The 19,479-nt window shown below is 40.8% G+C and carries 24 protein-coding genes, 1 tRNA gene and 1 pseudogene; 21 read left to right on the forward strand and 5 right to left on the reverse strand.

Going from position 1 to position 19,479, the window contains the following annotated elements; translation table 11 throughout:
- Positions 1-101: 101 nt before the first annotated feature.
- A pseudogene (gene rnr, locus KAN5_RS16850) lies at positions 102-2,595 on the forward strand (ribonuclease R).
- Positions 2,592-3,338 carry a 23S rRNA (guanosine(2251)-2'-O)-methyltransferase RlmB gene (gene rlmB, locus KAN5_RS16855; RefSeq protein ID WP_016709445.1) on the forward strand — a complete coding sequence of 249 codons (747 nt, stop codon included), beginning with the start codon at positions 2,592-2,594 and terminating at the stop codon, positions 3,336-3,338. Before rnr ends, rlmB begins: the two are co-directional and overlap by 4 nt.
- A gap of 21 nt (positions 3,339-3,359) precedes the next feature.
- Here rlmB and KAN5_RS16860 read toward each other — a convergent pair whose 3' ends face one another.
- The gene (locus tag KAN5_RS16860) at positions 3,360-3,659 is read right to left on the reverse strand and encodes a hypothetical protein (RefSeq protein ID WP_244390138.1); all 300 of its coding nucleotides are present in this window, start codon (positions 3,657-3,659) and stop codon (positions 3,360-3,362) included.
- 82 nt (positions 3,660-3,741) lie between these two features.
- Between KAN5_RS16860 and rpsF the strand changes: the two genes are divergently transcribed.
- The 14 genes from rpsF (at position 3,742) to alr (ending at position 13,971) form a co-directional block, all read left to right on the forward strand.
- Positions 3,742-4,083: a 30S ribosomal protein S6 gene (gene rpsF, locus KAN5_RS16865; RefSeq protein WP_016709443.1), complete on the forward strand. Its 342-nt coding sequence runs from the start codon at positions 3,742-3,744 to the stop codon at positions 4,081-4,083.
- Between the two features lie 54 nt (positions 4,084-4,137).
- Positions 4,138-4,455 (forward strand): primosomal replication protein N, encoded by a 318-nt coding sequence (gene priB / locus KAN5_RS16870; protein WP_016709442.1) that lies wholly within the window; start codon positions 4,138-4,140, stop codon positions 4,453-4,455.
- Between the two features lie 12 nt (positions 4,456-4,467).
- Complete coding sequence (gene rpsR, locus KAN5_RS16875; protein ID WP_002962753.1) at positions 4,468-4,695, forward strand: 30S ribosomal protein S18; 228 nt, start codon at positions 4,468-4,470, stop codon at positions 4,693-4,695.
- 36 nt (positions 4,696-4,731) lie between these two features.
- On the forward strand, positions 4,732-5,184 hold the full coding sequence (rplI, locus tag KAN5_RS16880) for a 50S ribosomal protein L9 (RefSeq protein WP_016709441.1): 453 nt from the start codon (positions 4,732-4,734) through the stop codon (positions 5,182-5,184).
- A 380-nt stretch (positions 5,185-5,564) separates the two neighbouring features.
- The gene (locus KAN5_RS16885; protein ID WP_308700776.1) at positions 5,565-6,002 is read left to right on the forward strand and encodes a type IV pilin protein; all 438 of its coding nucleotides are present in this window, start codon (positions 5,565-5,567) and stop codon (positions 6,000-6,002) included.
- 2 nt (positions 6,003-6,004) lie between these two features.
- Entirely contained in the window at positions 6,005-6,457 is a 453-nt protein-coding gene (locus KAN5_RS16890; protein WP_016709439.1) for a GspH/FimT family pseudopilin, read from the forward strand.
- Positions 6,457-6,870, forward strand: a complete 414-nt coding sequence (locus tag KAN5_RS16895) for a prepilin-type N-terminal cleavage/methylation domain-containing protein (protein WP_244390139.1) — start codon at positions 6,457-6,459, stop codon at positions 6,868-6,870. The genes KAN5_RS16890 and KAN5_RS16895 overlap by 1 nt, the downstream gene beginning before the upstream one ends.
- Positions 6,870-7,394 (forward strand): prepilin-type N-terminal cleavage/methylation domain-containing protein, encoded by a 525-nt coding sequence (locus KAN5_RS16900; RefSeq protein ID WP_016709437.1) that lies wholly within the window; start codon positions 6,870-6,872, stop codon positions 7,392-7,394. The genes KAN5_RS16895 and KAN5_RS16900 overlap by 1 nt, the downstream gene beginning before the upstream one ends.
- The gene (locus KAN5_RS16905; RefSeq protein ID WP_244390140.1) at positions 7,394-9,229 is read left to right on the forward strand and encodes a hypothetical protein; all 1,836 of its coding nucleotides are present in this window, start codon (positions 7,394-7,396) and stop codon (positions 9,227-9,229) included. Before KAN5_RS16900 ends, KAN5_RS16905 begins: the two co-directional genes overlap by 1 nt.
- Positions 9,230-9,428: 199 nt before the next feature.
- Positions 9,429-9,980: an RNA polymerase sigma factor gene (locus KAN5_RS16910; protein ID WP_016709435.1), complete on the forward strand. Its 552-nt coding sequence runs from the start codon at positions 9,429-9,431 to the stop codon at positions 9,978-9,980.
- On the forward strand, positions 9,967-10,449 hold the full coding sequence (locus tag KAN5_RS16915) for a hypothetical protein (RefSeq protein WP_016709434.1): 483 nt from the start codon (positions 9,967-9,969) through the stop codon (positions 10,447-10,449). Before KAN5_RS16910 ends, KAN5_RS16915 begins: the two co-directional genes overlap by 14 nt.
- 11 nt (positions 10,450-10,460) lie before the next feature.
- A complete protein-coding gene (locus tag KAN5_RS16920) occupies positions 10,461-11,402 on the forward strand; it encodes a DUF4097 family beta strand repeat-containing protein (RefSeq protein WP_138555597.1) in 942 nt (313 codons plus the stop codon).
- Between the two features lie 110 nt (positions 11,403-11,512).
- Positions 11,513-12,892 (forward strand): replicative DNA helicase, encoded by a 1,380-nt coding sequence (dnaB, locus tag KAN5_RS16925; RefSeq protein ID WP_016709432.1) that lies wholly within the window; start codon positions 11,513-11,515, stop codon positions 12,890-12,892.
- Positions 12,892-13,971 carry an alanine racemase gene (gene alr / locus KAN5_RS16930; protein ID WP_138555596.1) on the forward strand — a complete coding sequence of 360 codons (1,080 nt, stop codon included), beginning with the start codon at positions 12,892-12,894 and terminating at the stop codon, positions 13,969-13,971. Before dnaB ends, alr begins: the two co-directional genes overlap by 1 nt.
- Positions 13,972-13,994: 23 nt before the next feature.
- On the opposite strand, the gene KAN5_RS16935 is transcribed toward alr, so the two are convergent.
- Positions 13,995-14,234: a DUF2960 domain-containing protein gene (locus KAN5_RS16935; protein WP_016709429.1), complete on the reverse strand. Its 240-nt coding sequence runs from the start codon at positions 14,232-14,234 to the stop codon at positions 13,995-13,997.
- 132 nt (positions 14,235-14,366) lie between these two features.
- Here KAN5_RS16935 and KAN5_RS16940 point away from each other — a divergent pair, with 132 nt between their 5' ends.
- From KAN5_RS16940 to KAN5_RS16950, 3 genes are read left to right on the forward strand one after another with little or no spacing between them, the layout of a single operon-like run.
- Complete coding sequence (locus KAN5_RS16940; protein WP_016709428.1) at positions 14,367-14,618, forward strand: hypothetical protein; 252 nt, start codon at positions 14,367-14,369, stop codon at positions 14,616-14,618.
- 24 nt (positions 14,619-14,642) lie between these two features.
- On the forward strand, positions 14,643-15,266 hold the full coding sequence (pnuC, locus tag KAN5_RS16945; protein WP_244390141.1) for a nicotinamide riboside transporter PnuC: 624 nt from the start codon (positions 14,643-14,645) through the stop codon (positions 15,264-15,266).
- 8 nt (positions 15,267-15,274) lie between these two features.
- Entirely contained in the window at positions 15,275-16,093 is an 819-nt protein-coding gene (locus tag KAN5_RS16950; RefSeq protein WP_244390142.1) for a phosphotransferase, read from the forward strand.
- On the opposite strand, the gene KAN5_RS16955 is transcribed toward KAN5_RS16950, so the two are convergent.
- Positions 16,090-16,272, reverse strand: coding sequence for a hypothetical protein (locus KAN5_RS16955; protein ID WP_016709425.1), 183 nt, complete (start codon positions 16,270-16,272; stop codon positions 16,090-16,092). The two genes, KAN5_RS16950 and KAN5_RS16955, sit on opposite strands and share 4 nt — an antisense overlap.
- A gap of 254 nt (positions 16,273-16,526) precedes the next feature.
- Between KAN5_RS16955 and KAN5_RS16960 the strand changes: the two genes are divergently transcribed.
- Positions 16,527-16,601 (forward strand) — tRNA-Arg (locus tag KAN5_RS16960).
- Between the two features lie 233 nt (positions 16,602-16,834).
- Entirely contained in the window at positions 16,835-17,542 is a 708-nt protein-coding gene (locus tag KAN5_RS16965; protein WP_244390143.1) for a hypothetical protein, read from the forward strand.
- A 149-nt stretch (positions 17,543-17,691) separates the two neighbouring features.
- Here KAN5_RS16965 and KAN5_RS16970 read toward each other — a convergent pair whose 3' ends face one another.
- The gene (locus KAN5_RS16970) at positions 17,692-18,318 is read right to left on the reverse strand and encodes a recombinase family protein (RefSeq protein ID WP_244390144.1); all 627 of its coding nucleotides are present in this window, start codon (positions 18,316-18,318) and stop codon (positions 17,692-17,694) included.
- Between the two features lie 378 nt (positions 18,319-18,696).
- The gene (locus tag KAN5_RS16975) at positions 18,697-19,365 is read right to left on the reverse strand and encodes a hypothetical protein (RefSeq protein ID WP_244390145.1); all 669 of its coding nucleotides are present in this window, start codon (positions 19,363-19,365) and stop codon (positions 18,697-18,699) included.
- Positions 19,366-19,479: the final 114 nt, after the last annotated feature.

A 19,479-nucleotide genomic window follows, 5' to 3' on the forward strand; every position in this document is an offset into this window, starting at 1 on the left:
AAGTAACTAAATTGGCTTTCTTAAAAGTTTCATAGCTTTTGCCTGTCTCATTGATCGGTTATGGGTTAAAATAACATCATAACCAATTAACAAGATAGTGAATGTCAAACCAAGATCCTAATCTCAGTCGAGAACAAGAAAAGTACGAAAACCCTGTCCCAAGTCGTGAGTTTATACTTACTCACCTAAAAGAGTGCGCTAAACCAGCTAACTTCCATCAGTTATGTGAAGAGTTGGCTGTAAACGATGATGAGCGCCAAATTGCGTTTAAGCGTCGCTTACGTGCTATGGAGCGTGATGGTCAACTATTCTTTAATAAATTTAAATGTTACGCCTTAATTGATGAAGCAGGGCTTGTTAAAGGTAAAGTAATAGGTCACCGCGACGGGTTTGGCTTTTTAGAAGTCGAAGGCGAAAGTAAAGACTGGTTTATTGCCAAGCATCAAATGAATATGGTGCTCCATGGCGACATCGTCTTGGCTAAAGGTAGCAAACGCGGCTCAGGTGGTAAATGCGATGCGCGCATCATTAAAGTATTGCCTAATGAACGTGCCCCCATTGTTGGCCGTTACTTTGTTGAACATGGTATTGCTGTTGTTGTCGCGGAAGATCCGCGTATTACACAAGATATTATAATTTTGCCTGGTAGTGAAAATGGCGCTCGGCATAACCAAATGGTGCAAGTGCAAATTACTCAAAACCCTAGCCGTAATATGAATGCGGTGGGAAAAATTATCGATGTATTGGGTGAGCATTTAGCACCAGGTATGGAAATCGAAGTAGCACTGCGTAATCATGATATTCCTCATGTTTGGCCTGAAGCGGTTGAAAAGCAGGTTGAGCATTTAGGTGAGTTTGTCGAAGAAGCCGACAAGCAAAACCGAGTCGATTTGCGCGATTTACCCCTAGTGACGATTGATGGCGAGGATGCTCGCGATTTTGATGATGCCGTGTACTGTGAGCCTGTTGAATCAGGTGGATGGCGTTTGTGGGTTGCGATTGCAGATGTATCTCATTATGTAGGAATGAATACTCCTCTCAATGCCGAGGCAATCCAACGCGGTAACTCAGTGTATTTCCCTGAGCAAGTTATTCCTATGTTGCCAAAAGTTTTATCCAATGGCTTATGTTCATTAAACCCAAAAGTTGACCGTTTATGTATGGTCGCAGAAATGCTGGTATCAGCTGAAGGCAAACTATCAGGTTACCGTTTTTATGAAGCGGTGATGAACTCACACGCGCGTTTAACCTACACCAAAGTAAATGCCATTTTACAAAACGATGAAAAACTACGTACTGAATACGCAGCCGTTGTGCCTCATTTAACTGATTTACAGCAAATGTATATGGCATTAAAGGCAGCTCGCCAAGAGCGTGGCGCGATTGAATTTGAAACCCTCGAGACCCGCTTTGTTTTTAACGCCCAGCGCAAGATAGAGTCTATCGTGCCAGTAGTACGTAATGATGCGCATAAGCTGATTGAAGAGTGTATGATTCTAGCTAATGTATCAGCGGCTAAAATGCTTGAAAAACATGAGGCGAGCGCACTCTATCGTGTGCATGCGGAACCTGATGGTGAAAAACTGGGGAACTTTAGACAGTTTTTATCAGAGTTGGGTATCGAATCTACCCTGAGTGACGAGCCAACACCAAAAGAGATCACTCACGTATTAGCTAAACTTGGCGATCGCCCTGATGCTGAATTGATCCAAACTATGTTACTGCGCTCAATGAAGCAAGCTGTTTATCAGGCCGAAAATATTGGTCACTTTGGTTTGTCATTGGATGAATACGCGCATTTTACTTCACCTATTCGTCGCTACCCTGATTTAGTGGTACATCGCGCGATTAAAGGTATTTTAAAAGCACAGGGCATGGTGACATCGGGTGCTTATGTCTACAGTGATGAAGAAGTTGCACAACTAGGTGAGCAGTGCTCAAACACTGAGCGTCGTGCCGATGATGCAACGCGTGAAGTGGCCGATTGGCTCAAGTGCGAATACATGCAAGATCATGTGGGCGACGAGTTCGAGGGAGTGATCTCTTCGGTGACTAACTTTGGTCTGTTTATTCGCTTAGCTGATTTGCAAATTGATGGTTTAATTCATGTCACGAATCTCGGCGATGAGTACTTTCAGCATGATGGCGCGAAGCATTGCTTAATTGGTGAACATTCTCGTAAGGTTTATCGTTTAGGCGATAAAGTGACGGTTCAGGTTGCGTCAGTAAGCTTAGATGAGCGCCGCATTAACTTAACCCTTGACGGTAATGGCGAGCAAGATAGATACGCGCGCCGTCGTGGTGATGCAAAAGGACATCGCCCAGCAAGTGTTCGTTCGCAATTAAAACGTGGCAAAATACCAGGTAAAAAAGCGGATGAAACCGCCACTTCTGAGCGTAAAGGCGGTGCTGAGCAGAGAAAACCAAAGCCAAAAAAAAGCAGTGCCAGTAGAGGCAAAAAAGAAGCCCGCAGGGAAGTCAGCTGCAGCAACGACTACAACAGCAAAAAAACCGAAGAAAAAGGCAGTTAAAAAGCCAAAGAGACCCGGCAAAAATGCCCGTAAAAGTACTAGCTCAGGAGCAAAGAATACGTGAGTAATGAATTAATTTATGGCTTTCACTCAGTTGAAGCGATTTTAGCAAGTGAACCCGAGCGTTTTATTGAAATTTATGCTCTTAAAGGGCGCGATGATAAACGCTTATCTCCGGTTATTGAGGAAGCGCGTAAATTTGGTATATCAGTACAATTTATGCAGCGTAAAGCGCTTGATAACAAAGCAAAGGGTGAGCAGCATCAAGGTATTATTGCAAACGTTAAAGCGGCACCTACGTTTAATGAAAAAGATTTGGATGTTATTATTGCTCGCGAAGACACGCCATTTCTATTGGTGTTAGATGGTATTACAGATCCACATAATTTGGGGGCTTGCTTACGTAGCGCTGATGCAGCTGGCGTTCACGCTATCATTGTACCAAAAGACAAATCTGCTAAATTAAATGGTACTGCACGTAAAGTAGCCTGTGGCGCAGCTGAAACAGTACCGCTGATCCAGGTTACAAACCTTGCGCGTACTCTGCGTGAAATTAAAGACGCAGGCGTGTGGGTAGTTGGCACTGCTGGCGAAACAGATACTCATGTATTCGATGCTAATCTAACCGGCCCAATGGCAATTGTAATGGGCGCAGAAGGCGAGGGCATGCGCCGCTTAACCCGTGAACACTGTGATGTGCTCGTTAAAATTCCAATGGCCGGCACCGTATCAAGTTTAAATGTTTCGGTAGCAACGGGCATTTGTTTGTTTGAAGTACTACGCCAGAGAAACGCAACACAAGCTTAAGAAGTTTTAAGCTTGTAGCCGTCAGCCGTCAGCCGTCAGTTTAAGATCAAGTAACTTATTGACACGTAAGTTAATACGAGCAAAATCTCTAGCTGATAGCTGATAGCTGATAGCTGATAGCTGATAGCTGATAGCTGATAGCTGATAGCTGATAGCTGATAGCTGATAGCTGATAGCTGATAGCTGATAGCTGATAGCTGATAGCTGATAGCTGATAGCTGATAGCTGATAGCTGATAGCTGATAGCTGATAGCTGATCTTATTTAAAGCTAAAAAACCTACTTGCTTAATTTTCCCACTAAGCGTAAAATGCGCGCTCATTTCGGCCTAATTAATATTAATTCCTTGCCTTAAACCGACTGGCTGAAACGGTAGAAGGCTCTATTAACCGTAAGGAATATCCATGCGTCATTACGAAATCGTATTCATGGTTCACCCAGATCAGAGTGAGCAAGTTGCTGGTATGATCGAACGTTATACTGGTTCTATCACTGAAGCTGGTGGTACTATCCACCGTCTTGAAGACTGGGGTCGCCGTCAATTGGCTTACCCAATCAACAAGCTTCACAAAGCTCATTATGTTCTTATGAACGTTGAAGCACCAACTGAAGTAATCAGCGAGCTAGAAACTACTTTCCGCTACAACGATGCAGTGCTTCGTAACTTAGTTATGCGTACTAAAGACGCTGTAACTGAAGCATCTCCTCTTGTAAGAGAAGAGAAGAAAGAAGCACCAGCTGCTTAATTGTTTTGAGTCCAAGCATGGCGTTTGATCAGCGAGAATTTTAAGGTAAACCATATGGTCAGTCCTTTTATGAATCAGCTGGTTATCTCTGGGGTTGTTTGTAAAACACCTAAGTATAGCCAAAGCCCTGCTGGTATCCCACATTGTATTTTTGTTGTAGAACATAAATCAATGCAAGTTGAAGCAGACCTTAACCGTAATAGTTATGTCAGACTTCAAGTGGTTGCCAGTGGTAAGCAAATGCAACAACAGACTCAACATTTGCACGTTGGGCAGGCATTGCAAGTGAGCGGTTTTTTAAATCGTCACGAAGGTCGTAACGGCCTTAGCCAATTGGTTTTGCATGCTCAGCATATAGAAAGAATTATTTGAGGAATTTATCTCATGGCACGTTATTTCAGACGTCGTAAGTTCTGCCGCTTTAAAGCGGAAGGCGTACAACAAATCGATTATAAAGATCTAGCTACTCTTAGAAACTATGTTACAGAAAGTGGCAAAATCGTACCTAGCCGTATCACAGGTACTAGCGCTAAATACCAGCGCCAGCTAGCAACTGCTATTAAGCGTGCTCGCTACTTAGCCCTTCTTCCATACACTGACTTACATAAGTAAGCAGCGGATTAACACGTTTTTAAAAGGTGTAGAAACATGCAAGTTATTCTACTAGATAAGATCGCAAACCTAGGTGGCCTAGGTGACCAGGTTGTAGTTAAATCTGGCTTCGCACGTAACTTCCTTTTCCCACAAGGTAAGGCAGTTCCTGCAACTAAAGCTAACATTGAAACTTTTGACGCACGTCGTGCAGAGCTTGAAGCGAAAATCGCTGAACAGCTTGTTGCTGCACAAGCACGCGCTGATAAGCTTGAAGCATTAGCTGAAGTTACACTAGTTTCTAAAGCTGGTGATGAAGGCAAATTATTCGGTTCAATCGGTACTCGTGACATCGCTGACGCTATCTCAGCTGTTGGTGTTGAAGTTGCTAAGTCAGAAGTTCGTTTACCTCTAGGTACTATCCGTGAGACTGGCGAATTTGACGTATCAATCGCAGTACACTCAGACGTTACGGCTACTATCAAAGTAATCGTAATCGCTGAAGCTTAATTTTAATTAAGCAAGAAAAGCCGTGCTGAAAAGCGCGGCTTTTTTGTTTGAATTGTTATAATTTTTATTTCCTCATTGTTTATAGCTATTTTACTATTGCTATAGTCGCCCACTAATTTAATAAATATTAACCCAATGCTGCTTAAGCGCTTTATGATATGAAGTTTAGGTTCTTATGTATCAAATACAGGTAAACTGCAGTAGAATTTCCATTTTAGCTAGTTTCTTATTTGCTTGTTTTAAATTAAAAGCATAAAAAACTAATGATTTATGCTTGTTATAATGTAGCAATATTGTAATTATGTTACAGTTAATTGACATTGACAGCGTTGTCACTGTATATTGTTTGTGCACTGGGCATAGTGTTAAGGATGCAATAATTGAAACAACACATGATGAGCAATGTGAAACCACCTGCTGGTTTTACATTAATAGAGTTATTAATCGTAGTCGCCATTTTAGGCATTTTGTATAGCGTTGCCATGCCTTCATATATTGAGCATATGGAGCGTAGCCGCCGTGCTGATATTCAGCAAGTTATGTTACAACATGGGGCGTCTTTGGAGCGTATATATTCGCGTAATGGTGGTTATCCAAATACTTTTGATGCGGCGGTAAATACAGAGTTTTACACGTTCACTTATACAGCGTTAAACCGTGTTACAGGCGCTGCGGCAAGTGAAAACTTTAAAAGCCGTGCATTTACATTAACGGCAACACCAAAGCTTGGTTCTGCTCAAGCGGGAGATCGCTGCGGTGCTTTAGTGATCAAGCACGATGGTACACAATCAGCTGATGCAAGTAACTGCTGGGAATAATAATGATTCGAACTGCTGCAGGCTTCACATTAGTAGAACTCATGATTGTGGTGGGAATTGTTGCGATCATGGCCGTATTAGCTTTTCCATCGTTTAGCCAGCAAATAATGCAAGATCGCGTAGTAACCACAGCTAATCAATTGAACAGTGTTTACAAATACGCGCGTAGTGAAGCTGTAAAGCGCGATCGCGATATTAAATTGATTGTAAGTGGTACAAAGTGGCAAGTAAAAGCATCTGTTGATGGCGTTGACACTGTTTTAAAAGAGTTTGTAATTCAACATCAAGGTGTAACCGTTGGATTAGTTGATCGTACTGTTTGGTCTACTGGTGAAATATCTGCGGCAAGCCAAATATTAATTGAAGATGATAATGATAAGACGGTCGACTACTATCTGTGCATTTTAAAAAGCGGCCAAAATTGGTTAGCTGAACAGTCAGCGGCGTGTGCATAATGAACAAACAACAGGGCTTTTCATTATTGGAAGTGATGCTATCTGTGGTAATTGCAGGTATTGCATTACTAGGTTTGGCCGCAGCGCAACTAAAATCATTACAGTATGCGACCAATAGCTTTAATTACACCATCTCTTTAGTACAAGGACAAAACACTTTAGAGCGAATTTGGCCTCGTTTATGTGAGCTACAAACAACAAACTCTGCATTATTTACAGATGCTAACTTTCGTGCTTCTTTAGGTCCGCAAATTAATGATTACCAGCTGACGTTACCTGCGGCGTACGCACATGATATGCAAATTACAGTGTCTTGGAGTGATGAACGAATTAAGCAGCAAGATCCTGCTCAATTAGAGAATCAGATTACCTTGAATGCCAGTTACCCCGAACTACCTGCAGGGTGTATTTGATGATATCGATTTATCGTACACGAGGTTACACCCTTGTTGAGCTAATGGTTGCATTGGCTGCCGGTGCGTTTTTATTAGCAGGTGTTAGCCTGTCATATTCAGCAATTAAAGGTACGATTTTGGTTGGTAAAGAGCTGGAAAATGCGCAAGAAGTGATCCGCTATACCAGTAAAGTTTTTACGCGCAGTATTAAACAAACCCCAAAGCTTCCTGAAATTGCGGCAGATGGCTCGACAATTACTATTTATCAGCCAGCAGGGGTTATTACCTGTGATGGGAGTGTTTCGGCTGCTGATGTTACAGAGGTTTATAGCTTAGCAGGCAATAGCTTAATGTGCGCCTTAGACGCTGCCCCTGCTCAGCGGCTGTTAACTGGGATCACGCAATTGAGTTTTTCACTTAATAATAATGTTGTAACCATTAATGTAGGGCCTGAAAACTTACCGAGCCAATTTGGTGGCGCAATTATTGTAGATATTGCGGTATCTAATGTGATTTTAAACAATGCATTCGGTGGTGTGTAATGGCTAAAAAGCAGCACGGTTTCACGTTAATAACAGTATTAATCCTCACCAGTATGGCAAGTATTGTGGTGCTTAATTCATTGCGTGAAAATATTGTTCAAGAGCGCATGAGTGGTAATTTTCAAAAGAAAATGAATAGCCGACTGCTTGCAGAAAAGGGCGTGTTTGAAGAAGCCAAATTATTGCAACAAGCTTTATTAAATGATCAAACATTAGATATAGACGGCTTAATTGCCGCTACCGGTAATGCATCCGGCAGTGGTCTGATTGGTGATGATGCCACTTATCATGCCAGTATCACTAAAAATGCCGCAGGTGAACTGGAAATAGCCAGTCTTGGACAGCGTTATGATGGTGATGCGCAAAGTAACTTAGTGGCGAGGTTTGGCTTTACACCAGGTAAAGGTGGCTCTGTTTTTGAAAATGCAATCGTGGGTTGTGAAGGGGTTTCATTAAGTGCAAGTGGCCGAATCGATAGTTATGACTCAAGTTTGGGCAACTACGATCCAGATAATGCAGAGGCCGCAGCCGTTATTGGCACTGTTTATAAAGATAAAGACGTGACGTTATCAGGCGCTTCCACTATCTGGGGGAGTGTACATGCTACGGGCAGTATTATTTTCAGCGGCTCATCACCTATTACCGGTTCGTTGCGAGCAAATAATACCATTACTATAGACTCTAATTTCACTGTGTCTACAGATCCACTTTTACCTGAAGGGTTTCCCCTAGATACAGCTGTTGGCGGCGATGTATTATCGGCTGGTGATGTAATATGGAAGCAAGGGAAAATACTGGGGGTAGTTCGTGCTAATAATGATTTAATTTTTCCAAATAACAGTGCCAGTACAGTCTTAGTAAATAAAAATAATGAAGTGTATGATGTTATGTATGGTAATACATTACAAGCGCCAGCGGGGTTAGCTGCACACCTAGAGCAAGACGGAGTTCCATATTCTGATGCTCGGTTTAAGCAATCGCCAAATGTAGAATTGGTCCCTTTTCAAGATCCCGATAACTTCGAAGCCAGTAAAGTGCAGTGCGATCCTATAGATATTGCTGGTGCTGTAAATGATCTTATAGATCCTGCAGCTGAAGATATTTTAGTTAAACACAGTACCACAACATTAGTTGTTGGCCAGCCTGAAACCCGAGTTATTTACGAGTTAACACCTGATATTGGTCAATCTAAAATAGAGAACCCAGGCACTTATGTATGGGAGAATTGGTTAGGTGAGCCCCCAGCAACGTTAGATTATCAGTTAGCTACAATTAACGAGGAAATAGATCAAAAAGTACTTAAATCAGGTAGTTTTGAGCTAAATAATGGTATCTTAAAGGTAACAGGTGGCGATGTTATTTTAATTGTTAATGGTGATTTTACCATGACAGGTGACTCCTTCATTGATATAGCAGTCGGTAGTAGTTTAACTCTGTATATTTCAGGTAAGGTCGCAATGAATGCAGCTGAAGGGGCGATAACTATGAAGCATGGTTTAACTGAGACTGGTAAACCTGTTTTTAGTATTTACTCTGGGTATTCAGGTGTGGATGGCATAGATATTAGTGCAGACTCTGATTTATACGCTGCTATCTATGCACCTAAAACGGATGTAAGTGTTGTGGCTAATGGCGGTTTTAGTGGTTCTATTCGAGGAAAAACGGTAACAGCCTCTGGACGAGGTGGGATTCATCATGATTTAAACTTATCAAATGTAAATAATGGTGGAGACAGTGCCACTACAGGAAAATTAGTTTTTCTTGGCTGGTCATATAAAGTACCCGCTCAGGCTCCAGAGGAGCCGGTTGAAGAGCCCGTAGAACCGACAATTTAATTCTCACCTAAACGGCTAACAGTTAAGTTAGCCGTTTTTGTATTTATCTTTTAAAATTTTTCAACCAGCTTTAAACCTTTTCATTCTTTCTCTACGTCTAACTATTCAAGAAACATAAAACATCTGAAAGATCGTATTTCCACCATGGTTGGGTATACACTAAATTCAGAATAATAATCATAAAGGGACAGCATCAACGATGTTGATAGATGCAAAACAGGCTTTTACACAGCTAAGTGAAGATACACTTATTACACGTGTTAAAAGCGGTGATCAAAATGCCTATGCGGCACTTTATGAGTTACATGTAAAACGGGTCTACGGTTTGTGCTTGCGCTTATTAGCGGATCGCGAACATGCGGAAGATGCAACTCAGGAAGTGTTTGTGCAATTGTGGCATAAGATAGCCAGCTTTGAAGGGCAGTCACAGTTTTCTACTTGGTTGCACAGTGTTACTAGCAATATTGCGATTAGCTATTTACGCAAACATAAAAATTGGTTGCAAAAAGTGGTGAGCTTCGAGCAAAGCGGTATGGATGAGCAAAGTGCTGCTGATTGCCAAGGATTAAATGGACTCGATAAATTAGTACTAAGGCTCCCTGAGCGAGCGCGTATGGTGTTTGTTTTACATGCCATAGAAGGTTACCGGCATGAAGAGATTGCCAGTATGTTAGGTATGGCAGTTGGATCGAGTAAGTCGCAATTTCATCGCGCCCGTCAGTTATTAAAAGAGTGGTATGAAAATGAATAAGCCAGATTTTGAAACCTTTTTAGCTGAGTCCATTAACAACACTGACTCAGAAATTACGCCACAAAAAGACTTATGGCCAGGCATAGAAAAAGCACTAACGCATGCTCCTGTGTCGCAATCTAAAACGATTTTATGGCCTAAATTAGCGGGAGTTGCGGCATGCTCGGTCGCCGCTTTATTAAGTGTGCAATTAATATTTTCGGGGGCAGAGCCTGCAACCAGTGTGGCGATGAGTGATTATTTTACCCAACAAAAGCAAACCTTGTTGGTGCAATATCAAAACCAACCAGCTTTGACCGACAATTGGCAGCAACAGTTAGCGGAGCTAGAAGATGCTGAGCGAGCAATTAAGCAAGCATTAGAGAATGAACCTGAGAACCCCGCGTTATTAAAGATGCTGGCGCAGGTTTATCAACAGCAATTAGATTTAATTAATAAGGTACATGCACCGAAGTGGCAACAAATTTAGGAGTAACAATCATGAAAACATTACTAATAGCACTGACTTTATTGCCGTTTATAGCTACGGCGGGTGAAAAAATTAACGAGCAAATTGAGGTGCCAGTTAATAAACGCATTTTTATTGATAACCAACGTGGTGATGTCCGTATTGAGGGGTGGGATAAAGCGCAACTACAGATCACTGGTGAACTTGATGATAAAGCGCAAGGTTACCGTTTAGAGGATCGAGACGGTCGCATCGAATTTATTGTTAAAATGCCGCGCAACAATAATGGTTGGAACAGTGGTGATGGTTCACAGCTGACTATTTATATACCAAAAAGTAGCGAGCTTGAGTTTACGGGAGTGAATGCCAACATCACTGCTAAAGAGTTACATGCCGGAGTTGATATTGATGTTGTTAACGGTGATATAAACTTACACAGTATCAGCGGCAATATTAGTGTTGATACCGTCAATGGTGATGTTAATGCTATCGGATTAAAAGGTGATATACGCTATGAAACTGTTAACGGTGAAATTAATGATAAAGATTCACAGGGGACACTGCGCTTTACTGCGGTTAACGGCGATATTAAATCTAAAACAGCGGCGCAAGAAGTACGTTTAGAAAATGTGAACGGTGATATTGATTTTGCATTTGCAGCGTTGAAAAGTTTACGCATTAATACCGTTAATGGGGAAAGTGAAATCCATATTAATCAGTTATTAAAAGGCGCGCAGATCACGTATGAATCAGTCAGTGGTGATGCCGACTTTTATTTCCCTGCGAATGTATCGGCTCACTTTGAAATCGAAGCTCATGCCAATGGCAAAATCGTTAATGAATTGAGCAATGATAAAGTGAAAAAAGCCAAGTACGGTCCTTCTAGTGAATTAGAATTTGCAGTTAACGGTGGTGATGCAGATATTGAAATAGATACGATCAGCGGACGCATTGAATTACGTAAGCAAAACTAATCTCCTTAAGCAAAGCAGGAAAAGAAATCCTGCTTTGCTCTTTGCACGGCTTAGCCAAGTCGATAGAATAGAGGCCATTCATTGTTAGTATTGCGAAGTTATGGCTACATATGGCTAAACCAGATAAACAAGTCGACACTCTTAAAGTTCCTCCTCATTCCATTGAAGCAGAGCAATCTGTTTTAGGTGGCTTAATGCTTGATAATCAAGCCTTTGACCGTGTTGCTGAACTGGTTGTTTCACAAGACTTTTATACCCGTACCCACAAGCTGATTTTTGAGGCCATGGTTGAGCTTGCTGAGGTGGGTGATCCAATCGATTTAATCACTATCTCTGAAAGCTTAGAGAAGAAGAATTTACTCAGTGGCATTGGTGGTTTTGCTTATTTAGCTGAGATCGCTAAAAACACACCTAGTGCGGCGAATATCGACGCTTATGCAAACATTGTACGTGAACGTGCCGTAGTGCGAGAAATGATTGGTGTTGCCAATGAAATTGCCGAAGCGGGATTTAACCCCGAAGGGCGCACCAGCCACGATCTACTCGATTTTGCAGAGAGTAAGGTTTTTAAAATTGCTGAGCAACGCACTAAAAGCAACGATGGCCCACAAAGCTTACACAGCATTCTAGAAAAAACCGTCGATAAAATTGAAGAGCTTTACCAGTCACCGCAAGATGGTGTGACAGGAGTAAGTACTGGGTATGCTGACTTAGACAAGATGACCACAGGTTTGCAGCCTTCAGATTTGATCATTGTTGCCGCGCGTCCATCAATGGGTAAAACCACCTTTGCGATGAACTTAGCTGAGCACGCTGCGATGACCCAAGATAAACCCGTGTTAATTTACTCATTAGAGATGCCCTCGGAGCAAATCATGATGAGGATGTTGGCATCACTTGGTCGCATCAACCAAACCAAAGTACGTACTGGTCAGCTCGATGATGAAGATTGGGCGCGTTTATCATCCACCATGGGCTTGTTGATGGAAAAAGGCAAGATGTATGTGGATGATGCCTCGGGCTTAACGCCAACTGATGTGCGTTCTCGTGCGCGTCGTATTGCTCGCGATCATGGCGGTATCAGTATGATTATGGTCGATTATCTGCAATTAATGCGCGTACCGAGCTTATCAGATAATCGTACCTTAGAAATTGCGGAAATATCTCGCTCACTTAAGTCCTTAGCCAAAGAGCTGCAATGTCCGGTTGTTGCGTTGTCACAGCTAAACCGTACCCTAGAGCAACGTGCCGATAAGCGGCCAATCAACTCTGACTTACGTGAATCAGGCTCTATCGAGCAGGATGCCGATTTGATCATGTTTATCTACCGTGATGAAGTGTATAACGAAGACAGCACCGAAAAAGGTGTGGCTGAAATCATCATAGGTAAACAACGTAACGGCCCAATCGGTAAAGTGCGCTTAACTTTCCAGGGTCAGTTCTCGCGTTTTGATAATTACGCGGGCCCTGCAATAGATGATGATTACTAATGCGTTTAGCGATAGCCGAAATTAATCTGCAAGCACTTGCCCATAACCTAGCGCAAGTGCGTCAGTTTGCCCCTGATAGTAAAATTATGGCGGTTTTAAAAGCCAATGCCTATGGTCATGGTTTAGTGAAGATTGCCCAACATCTCAACGCAGCTGATGCCTTTGCTGTTGCTCGTATAGATGAGGCTTTGGCTTTGCGCGCAGGTGGGTTAACTAAACCAATAGTGTTACTTGAAGGCTTTTTTCATCAAGATGACTTACCCATTTTATTGGCAAATAACTTTCAAACCATTATTCATGATGAAAACCAACTTGTCGCGCTAGAACAAGCCCAGTTAGATGCACCGATCAGCTGTTGGTTGAAAATCAACACGGGCATGCATCGATTAGGGATTGCTGCGACTCAGTTTGAAGATTTTTATCAGCGTTTACTGGCGACCCCAAATGCGAAAAATGAGATTAATTTAATGACTCATTTTTCGTGTGCTGACGATGTGAGCGATACCAAAACAGCAGAGCAAATTAGTTTATTTGATTCGTTAGTAGCAACAAAGCAGCAAGCCCATTGTTTAGCTAATTCTGCTGGCATTATTGCTTGGCCTGCAGGGCATGGTGACTGGGTGCGACCTGGTTTAATGCTGTATGGCGTGTCACCTATGCTTAACTGCACGGGAGCGCAACATGATTTAAAGCCTGTGATGCGCTTAACCACTAAGGTGATTGCAATTCGTGATGTAGCAGCAGGACAATGTGTTGGCTATGGTGGTCGTTGGCACAGCGTCAAGGCGACTAAGCTTGCTGTGGTTGCTATGGGGTATGGTGATGGTTATCCGCGTCATGCAAAACATGGTACGCCTGTGGTCATCGGTAATAAGCGTTACGGTATCGCTGGGAACGTATCAATGGACATGATCAGTGTGGATATTGGTGATAATAGCGACAATATCAAAGTAGGCGATGAGGTGGTAATGTGGGGGCCAGAACTTCCCGTGGAAGAAATAGCCCTGTGCGCTACAACAATACCTTACGAGCTATTGTGTAATATCACCCCACGGGTAAGTTATGAGTATTTAACTTAAACTAATGAGAGTAACGTTAAGCGTTACTCTTTAATAAAATACACATCACTGAAGCCCATACGGGCAAACTCTTCATCACGAAAATTACGTACTGCTGCAGAGCCTTTTGAGGTCATAGCAATTTGCTGTTCCATTTTTAAGTAATTTGTTAAATCAATCCCTTCAGCGGCTGCAATGGCTTGGTACATATCGTGGTACTTATCTTTAGCAAAATTAATTTCGCGCGGTTGATTTTTAAACTTATACGTAATGCGTCGTGCCATGGGGAACTCGTAAATTGAATTAAATTGCCCTGATTTTATACCTTATTCGTCATCCTCTCTACCTTTGAATGACTTGTGGCTAAGCTCAAGTTACAATGGTGACTTATTTTGTAGCCGCAGCAAAGGAACATCATGAAACTAACTGTTGAGATCAGCAAATACCCACTACATCAAGATTACATTCCTTTTATTAAAGGTTTTATTGACCGTTTAAATAGTTACGATGACTTAAAAGTGATTACCAATACGTTATCAACGCAAATTTTTGGTGATTATGATCTCGTTATGTCCGTGCTTAGCACAGAGATTAAACGTTCATATGAAGAGTTTGGTAAAGCCATTTTTGTGTGCAAATTTCTCAATGGTGATCTTTCTCCTGAATAACCGTTAACTTCTTAGAGAGTCAACATGGATTTTATCACGCAAACGCTTACAGGCTTTACGGCCATGTCGCACTGGGAATATATCGCTGTAGCTTTGTCGATGGCGTATTTACTGCTGGCTATTAAAGAGAGCTTGTGGTGTTGGCCTGCGGCATTTTTTAGTACTTTAATTTATACCATCATGTATTGGAATGGTGCCTTACTGATGGAATCGCTATTGCACTTTTACTATATGTATATGGCAGTTTATGGCTGGCTTGCATGGCGTAAAGGAGGAGAAAATAAGCTTGAATTAGCTATAACTTCATGGCGTTTAAATCAGCATTTATTGATCATTATGGGCACGTCAATTGTGGCTGTAGTCTTAGGGTATGTAATGAGTAATTATACCCATGCAGATTTTGCCTATTTAGACAGCTTTACAACTTGCTTTGCCGTTGTTACTACTTACTTGGTTGCAAAAAAAGTGCTTGAAAACTGGCTATATTGGATAGTGATCGATGCGGCGTCTATGTACTTATATTATGAGAAAGGATATTACCCTACACTGGTGCTTTTTGTGTTTTACACCATTATGGCGGCGTGGGCATTTAAAACTTGGTACGAAGAGTACGAGCAAACTCAAGCTAAGCCGTTAGCACAACTATAAGAAGCACTATGACAGGTCACGAAATTAGCGGCATTTTTGCCGCTTTTAACTCGCAATTAAACATCGTTAGCAGCGAACGATTGCATAGCGGTTTGAGTAACGATAATTTTTTAGTACGTGCACAGTGGAAGCATCAGCCACAGGCTTATTTATTAAAGTGTTATCGTGATCATTGGCCTGAAGTTGGTTTAATAGCGCAAGCCGATTTTGCAGCACAAGGTATTTGCCCACAGCCACTTTGGACTGATAAAGCCAATAAAATCGCTATTTTTGATTACTTAGAGGGCGATATTGCACAAGGGAATTACACTACAGAGCTTTTAAAAAAGTTAGTCACTTTACATGGTTATCATGCCCAAACAGTACCAATGAACATCAATGATGAACTCGCTTTTTATCAACAAACGCCCTTATATCAGTATTACCAAGTGAGTATTGCAAAAGCATTGCAGCAAATAGCTTTGTTTCCTCGCGATGACGGCTTTTGCCATAATGATTTGGTGAAGGAAAATATTATAGTTAATCAGCAGGGGATGTTCTTAATTGATTTTGAATACGCGAAGAGCAACGATGTTTACTTTGATTTAGCCGCGCTGGTAGTTAGTTTTTCGCTCGATGATAAGCAAAAAACTAATTTGTTGGCACACTATCAACAATTTTTACCTGATGGTCAGCAGTTTTATTGCAGCATAAACAAGTTAGAGTGTTATCAAGTGGTCTTTTTAGTTTTATGTATTTGTTGGTACAGCGCACGCTCAGTCGAAGATAAAGTATCATTATTACGTACGCAGTTAGATCGTTTAATTAACCGTAAAAGCAGTAATTAAAGACCGCCAAAACGAGCGGCAAGTTCTTTATACTTTGCAACTTCATCGGCATCAAACTGCGGATCGCCATTAGCGTCTTCACCTTTTGCGATCAGTAAGCTTTCTCTGGCTAAACGCTTTACACGCTCAGTTTTAACACCTAAAAATTCTGCGACTTGCTCGGTTGACATTAAACTCATAATACTTCCTCGTGTTAAACCTTTTACAAGCGCCTTATAAGTTGTTCGACGGGCATTGATATGTTGCAAAATGGTTATTTATTTTCATTAAGTATAATTTAATAGCGGTTTTTTGCTTACTTGTGAAGTAATTTATTCTATTTCGTTTGTTTTATAATCAACTAGGCGATAGATGCTGGCAATTCATTGCAGATGCCTTTATTATTGCTGCGCCTAAGCACTGATATCGCGAGTTAGTGTGGTGGCACAAATGTGCTCTCGTGGTGAAATGGATATCACGTGGCCCTCCGGAGGCTAAGTTGTAGGTTCGATCCCTACCGAGAGCGCCATTTGCTTACATAACCCGCTTTAAATCATACACTTAATTAAGTATTCTTTATTTGTAACTACTAATTAGCTACCAGCTAATCACTGTCGTTACAAAAATAATGCAGCAGCACCTCTATTACTGAATAATGTAAAACTTAAGTGATAGTAATAAATGAACTTAGGTATATTATGATCTACACTCAAAAGTGCGCTAAAATAATTAAGGTCAAAATTAAGAAAAGGGAAAGGCTTAATGATTATGGTCAAATATCTGTTACTGTTGGTTTGCTTTTCACTGTTAAGTGCTTGTGAAGAAAGTAAGGAATTAAATAATGCACAAGTGGAGTCGCTAGCAACCTTGGTGTCAATAACATCGCATAATGCAAACTCTACTTTATCTGGTAGTGAAAATGAGATAGAGCTATCAGCTCAAGTATTCACTATTTGTAATGAAAAGATATACGTAAATAACCCTGATATTAAAAGACTTACCCGATTGGCTGTTCAGGAAGCATTATATGCTCTCCCTATTACCAGCTTAACCAATGGTGCATTCGAAGATACTGTTAAAATGGTTACTTCTAATCCTGCATTGGATATGGGCATTTCTCCTATATTTATATCTTTATACTCACCAACTACTACACAAGCAGATATATTCGAAGATGATTATTTGGCATTTAAAAATTCACTTGTTGAACTTTATGAGTTGACGGATGAGTTTGTGAAAAGTGAGGAGAAAAACAGAAGTAAATACTCAGATAAAGAGTTTACTCGACTAGCAGTTATGAAGTTACCACACATTGCTTGTTTTAGTGCAGATTTTTACCTCAGTCTATTCGATTATAGTCAGGTTAATGGATTTAATACAATAGCCAGAGAAGCCGCGATAAAAATGCTATCCAATACCAGAAAAAAAGCTATATCAGATGTTACAAAACGATTAAGAAATTATAATTGAGTTAGTACAGTTAGAGTGTCTAACATAAAAGAGTATACCAAAAAAATATCTTAAATAAAAAATAATAGAGTTATGCTAGCGCCTTGTTAATCAAAGAATTTCAGCACTTAAAAATATCGTAGCTGAATTATTGAAATATCGTAGCTGTATCAAGTGGTTAACTTGTTTTTGATACGGTAGAACGTAGCACTACTACAGCCAGCTAGTTGCATAATTTCTCTTGGAGCTAAGCCTTTCTTAATGTAACTATCAATCTTATTGATTAGCTCAGTGTTGGCAGGGCGACCACCTTTGTCGAGTTCAACACCCTTGGCGGCTGCCATCTCTTTAGCACGTTGTTGACCCTGCTTGATACGCTCTACACGCTTCTCTTGGTCTAATCTTGCCATTGTTGCCATCAAATCTACAAGCATATTATTGATACAATCTAATACTTGCCCAGCTATAGAGCCGTCATTTACTTGGTGAGTGGTTGGCAAGTCTGCAACTATCAAGCGTAAGCCTTTAGCTTTTAGTTGGTCTTTAAGGAGTTCAAAGTCTGGTTGTGATAAACGGCTCAATCTATCTACTGACTCAACGAATATCACTTCACCAGCTTTTGACTCTTCTAGCAACTGATTAAGCACAGGGCGCTTTAGTTTAGTACCTGTGTAATTTTCAATGTAAGTTTCTACAATTGTTAAACCAAGCTCTTCTGCTTTATCTACCAGTAAATATTTTGCACGCTCTGCGTCTTGCTGTTTTGTAGATGCTCTCAAGTAGATTCTAGTATTCATAATATTCTCTCTCACATTATCATTAACTTGTTGTTGATAGTATATCTTATGAGAATTCTTGTAAACTTATTTATTCTATATGTTATGAAGTTATTTTAAGCTTGTAACGCTTGCCCTTGCTGGGTTTCACCAAGTTTATACAGTTATGAGAGAGTTTAGAGAGATAATAAAGGCTATAACCACCAGCTGTAACCTTATTAATAACAACAAGTTACACACATATTTGTATGAATTATGAACGGGCACATTAAAGGGTGATACTTTAAAGTTGTTGTTTTTCAATTATTTAGACTCTTGCGGTCTTGGTGGTGCGGTATGTAATTATTTTTTGTCATGATACGGTGCGAATCATGTCCTCAATTTGTTAAGCATAAAGGGCTATGCAGCCCTCTTAATTGTATTTTTCATTGAGGCTTTGAAGTTGGTTCTAGTTGGCTGAAAGCCTATATCAGCTCTTGTAACACTTGTGTCAACTTTAGCGAGATATGCAGCCAAATAAACAGCATTATCAATAAGGCTAGGTTTTGTTTTAGTGCTATATAATTCTACTGAGGTTTTGTTGATATCCTTTAGCCCTTTCCAATTCAGTGGATACATTAAATTCAGTCTATGATCACTACCTGCGCTAACAGCGTGAGAGGTAATCAGCCCTGCTCGCAGTAACATATTTAGAGCAGAGTTAACACGTTCAGGAGAGCAGCTATCTCTATCTACAACTAACACCATGTGAAAGTGTAAGCCGTCCTGCGTAGTGTTAGATTCAGCCTTGGCAAAGTACAGGGGGTTACCACTGGCAAGGTATTTTGTGAGCTTCTTTGTTATTTGTGTGTATTGCTCACTATTCATTAAACTAGATGGAGTTATACGAATAAAATAAGCCGTTGGTCGTTTGTATGCACCGCTGTATGAAGCGTATTCTATTAGATCTGTGAGTGTTCTAAGATAGTCACGAATGTAACCATTTTGCTTGTAAAGTAATTCATAGTGCTTGCGCTGATAGTGAGTAGAATTAATATAATTGTTTGTTGTTACCTCTAATGTTGGCATTAAAAACCTCCTGTTAATTGTTCATAAAATCACCTGTTAAGTTGGGTAAATTGTTAAATGTTATAGCTATAGTTATATACCGTAATTATTCTTGGTAATCCGCCACGCACAATA

The organism is Pseudoalteromonas sp. KAN5, assembly GCF_022846535.1.
In the GTDB taxonomy this organism is placed as follows: domain Bacteria; phylum Pseudomonadota; class Gammaproteobacteria; order Enterobacterales; family Alteromonadaceae; genus Pseudoalteromonas; species Pseudoalteromonas haloplanktis.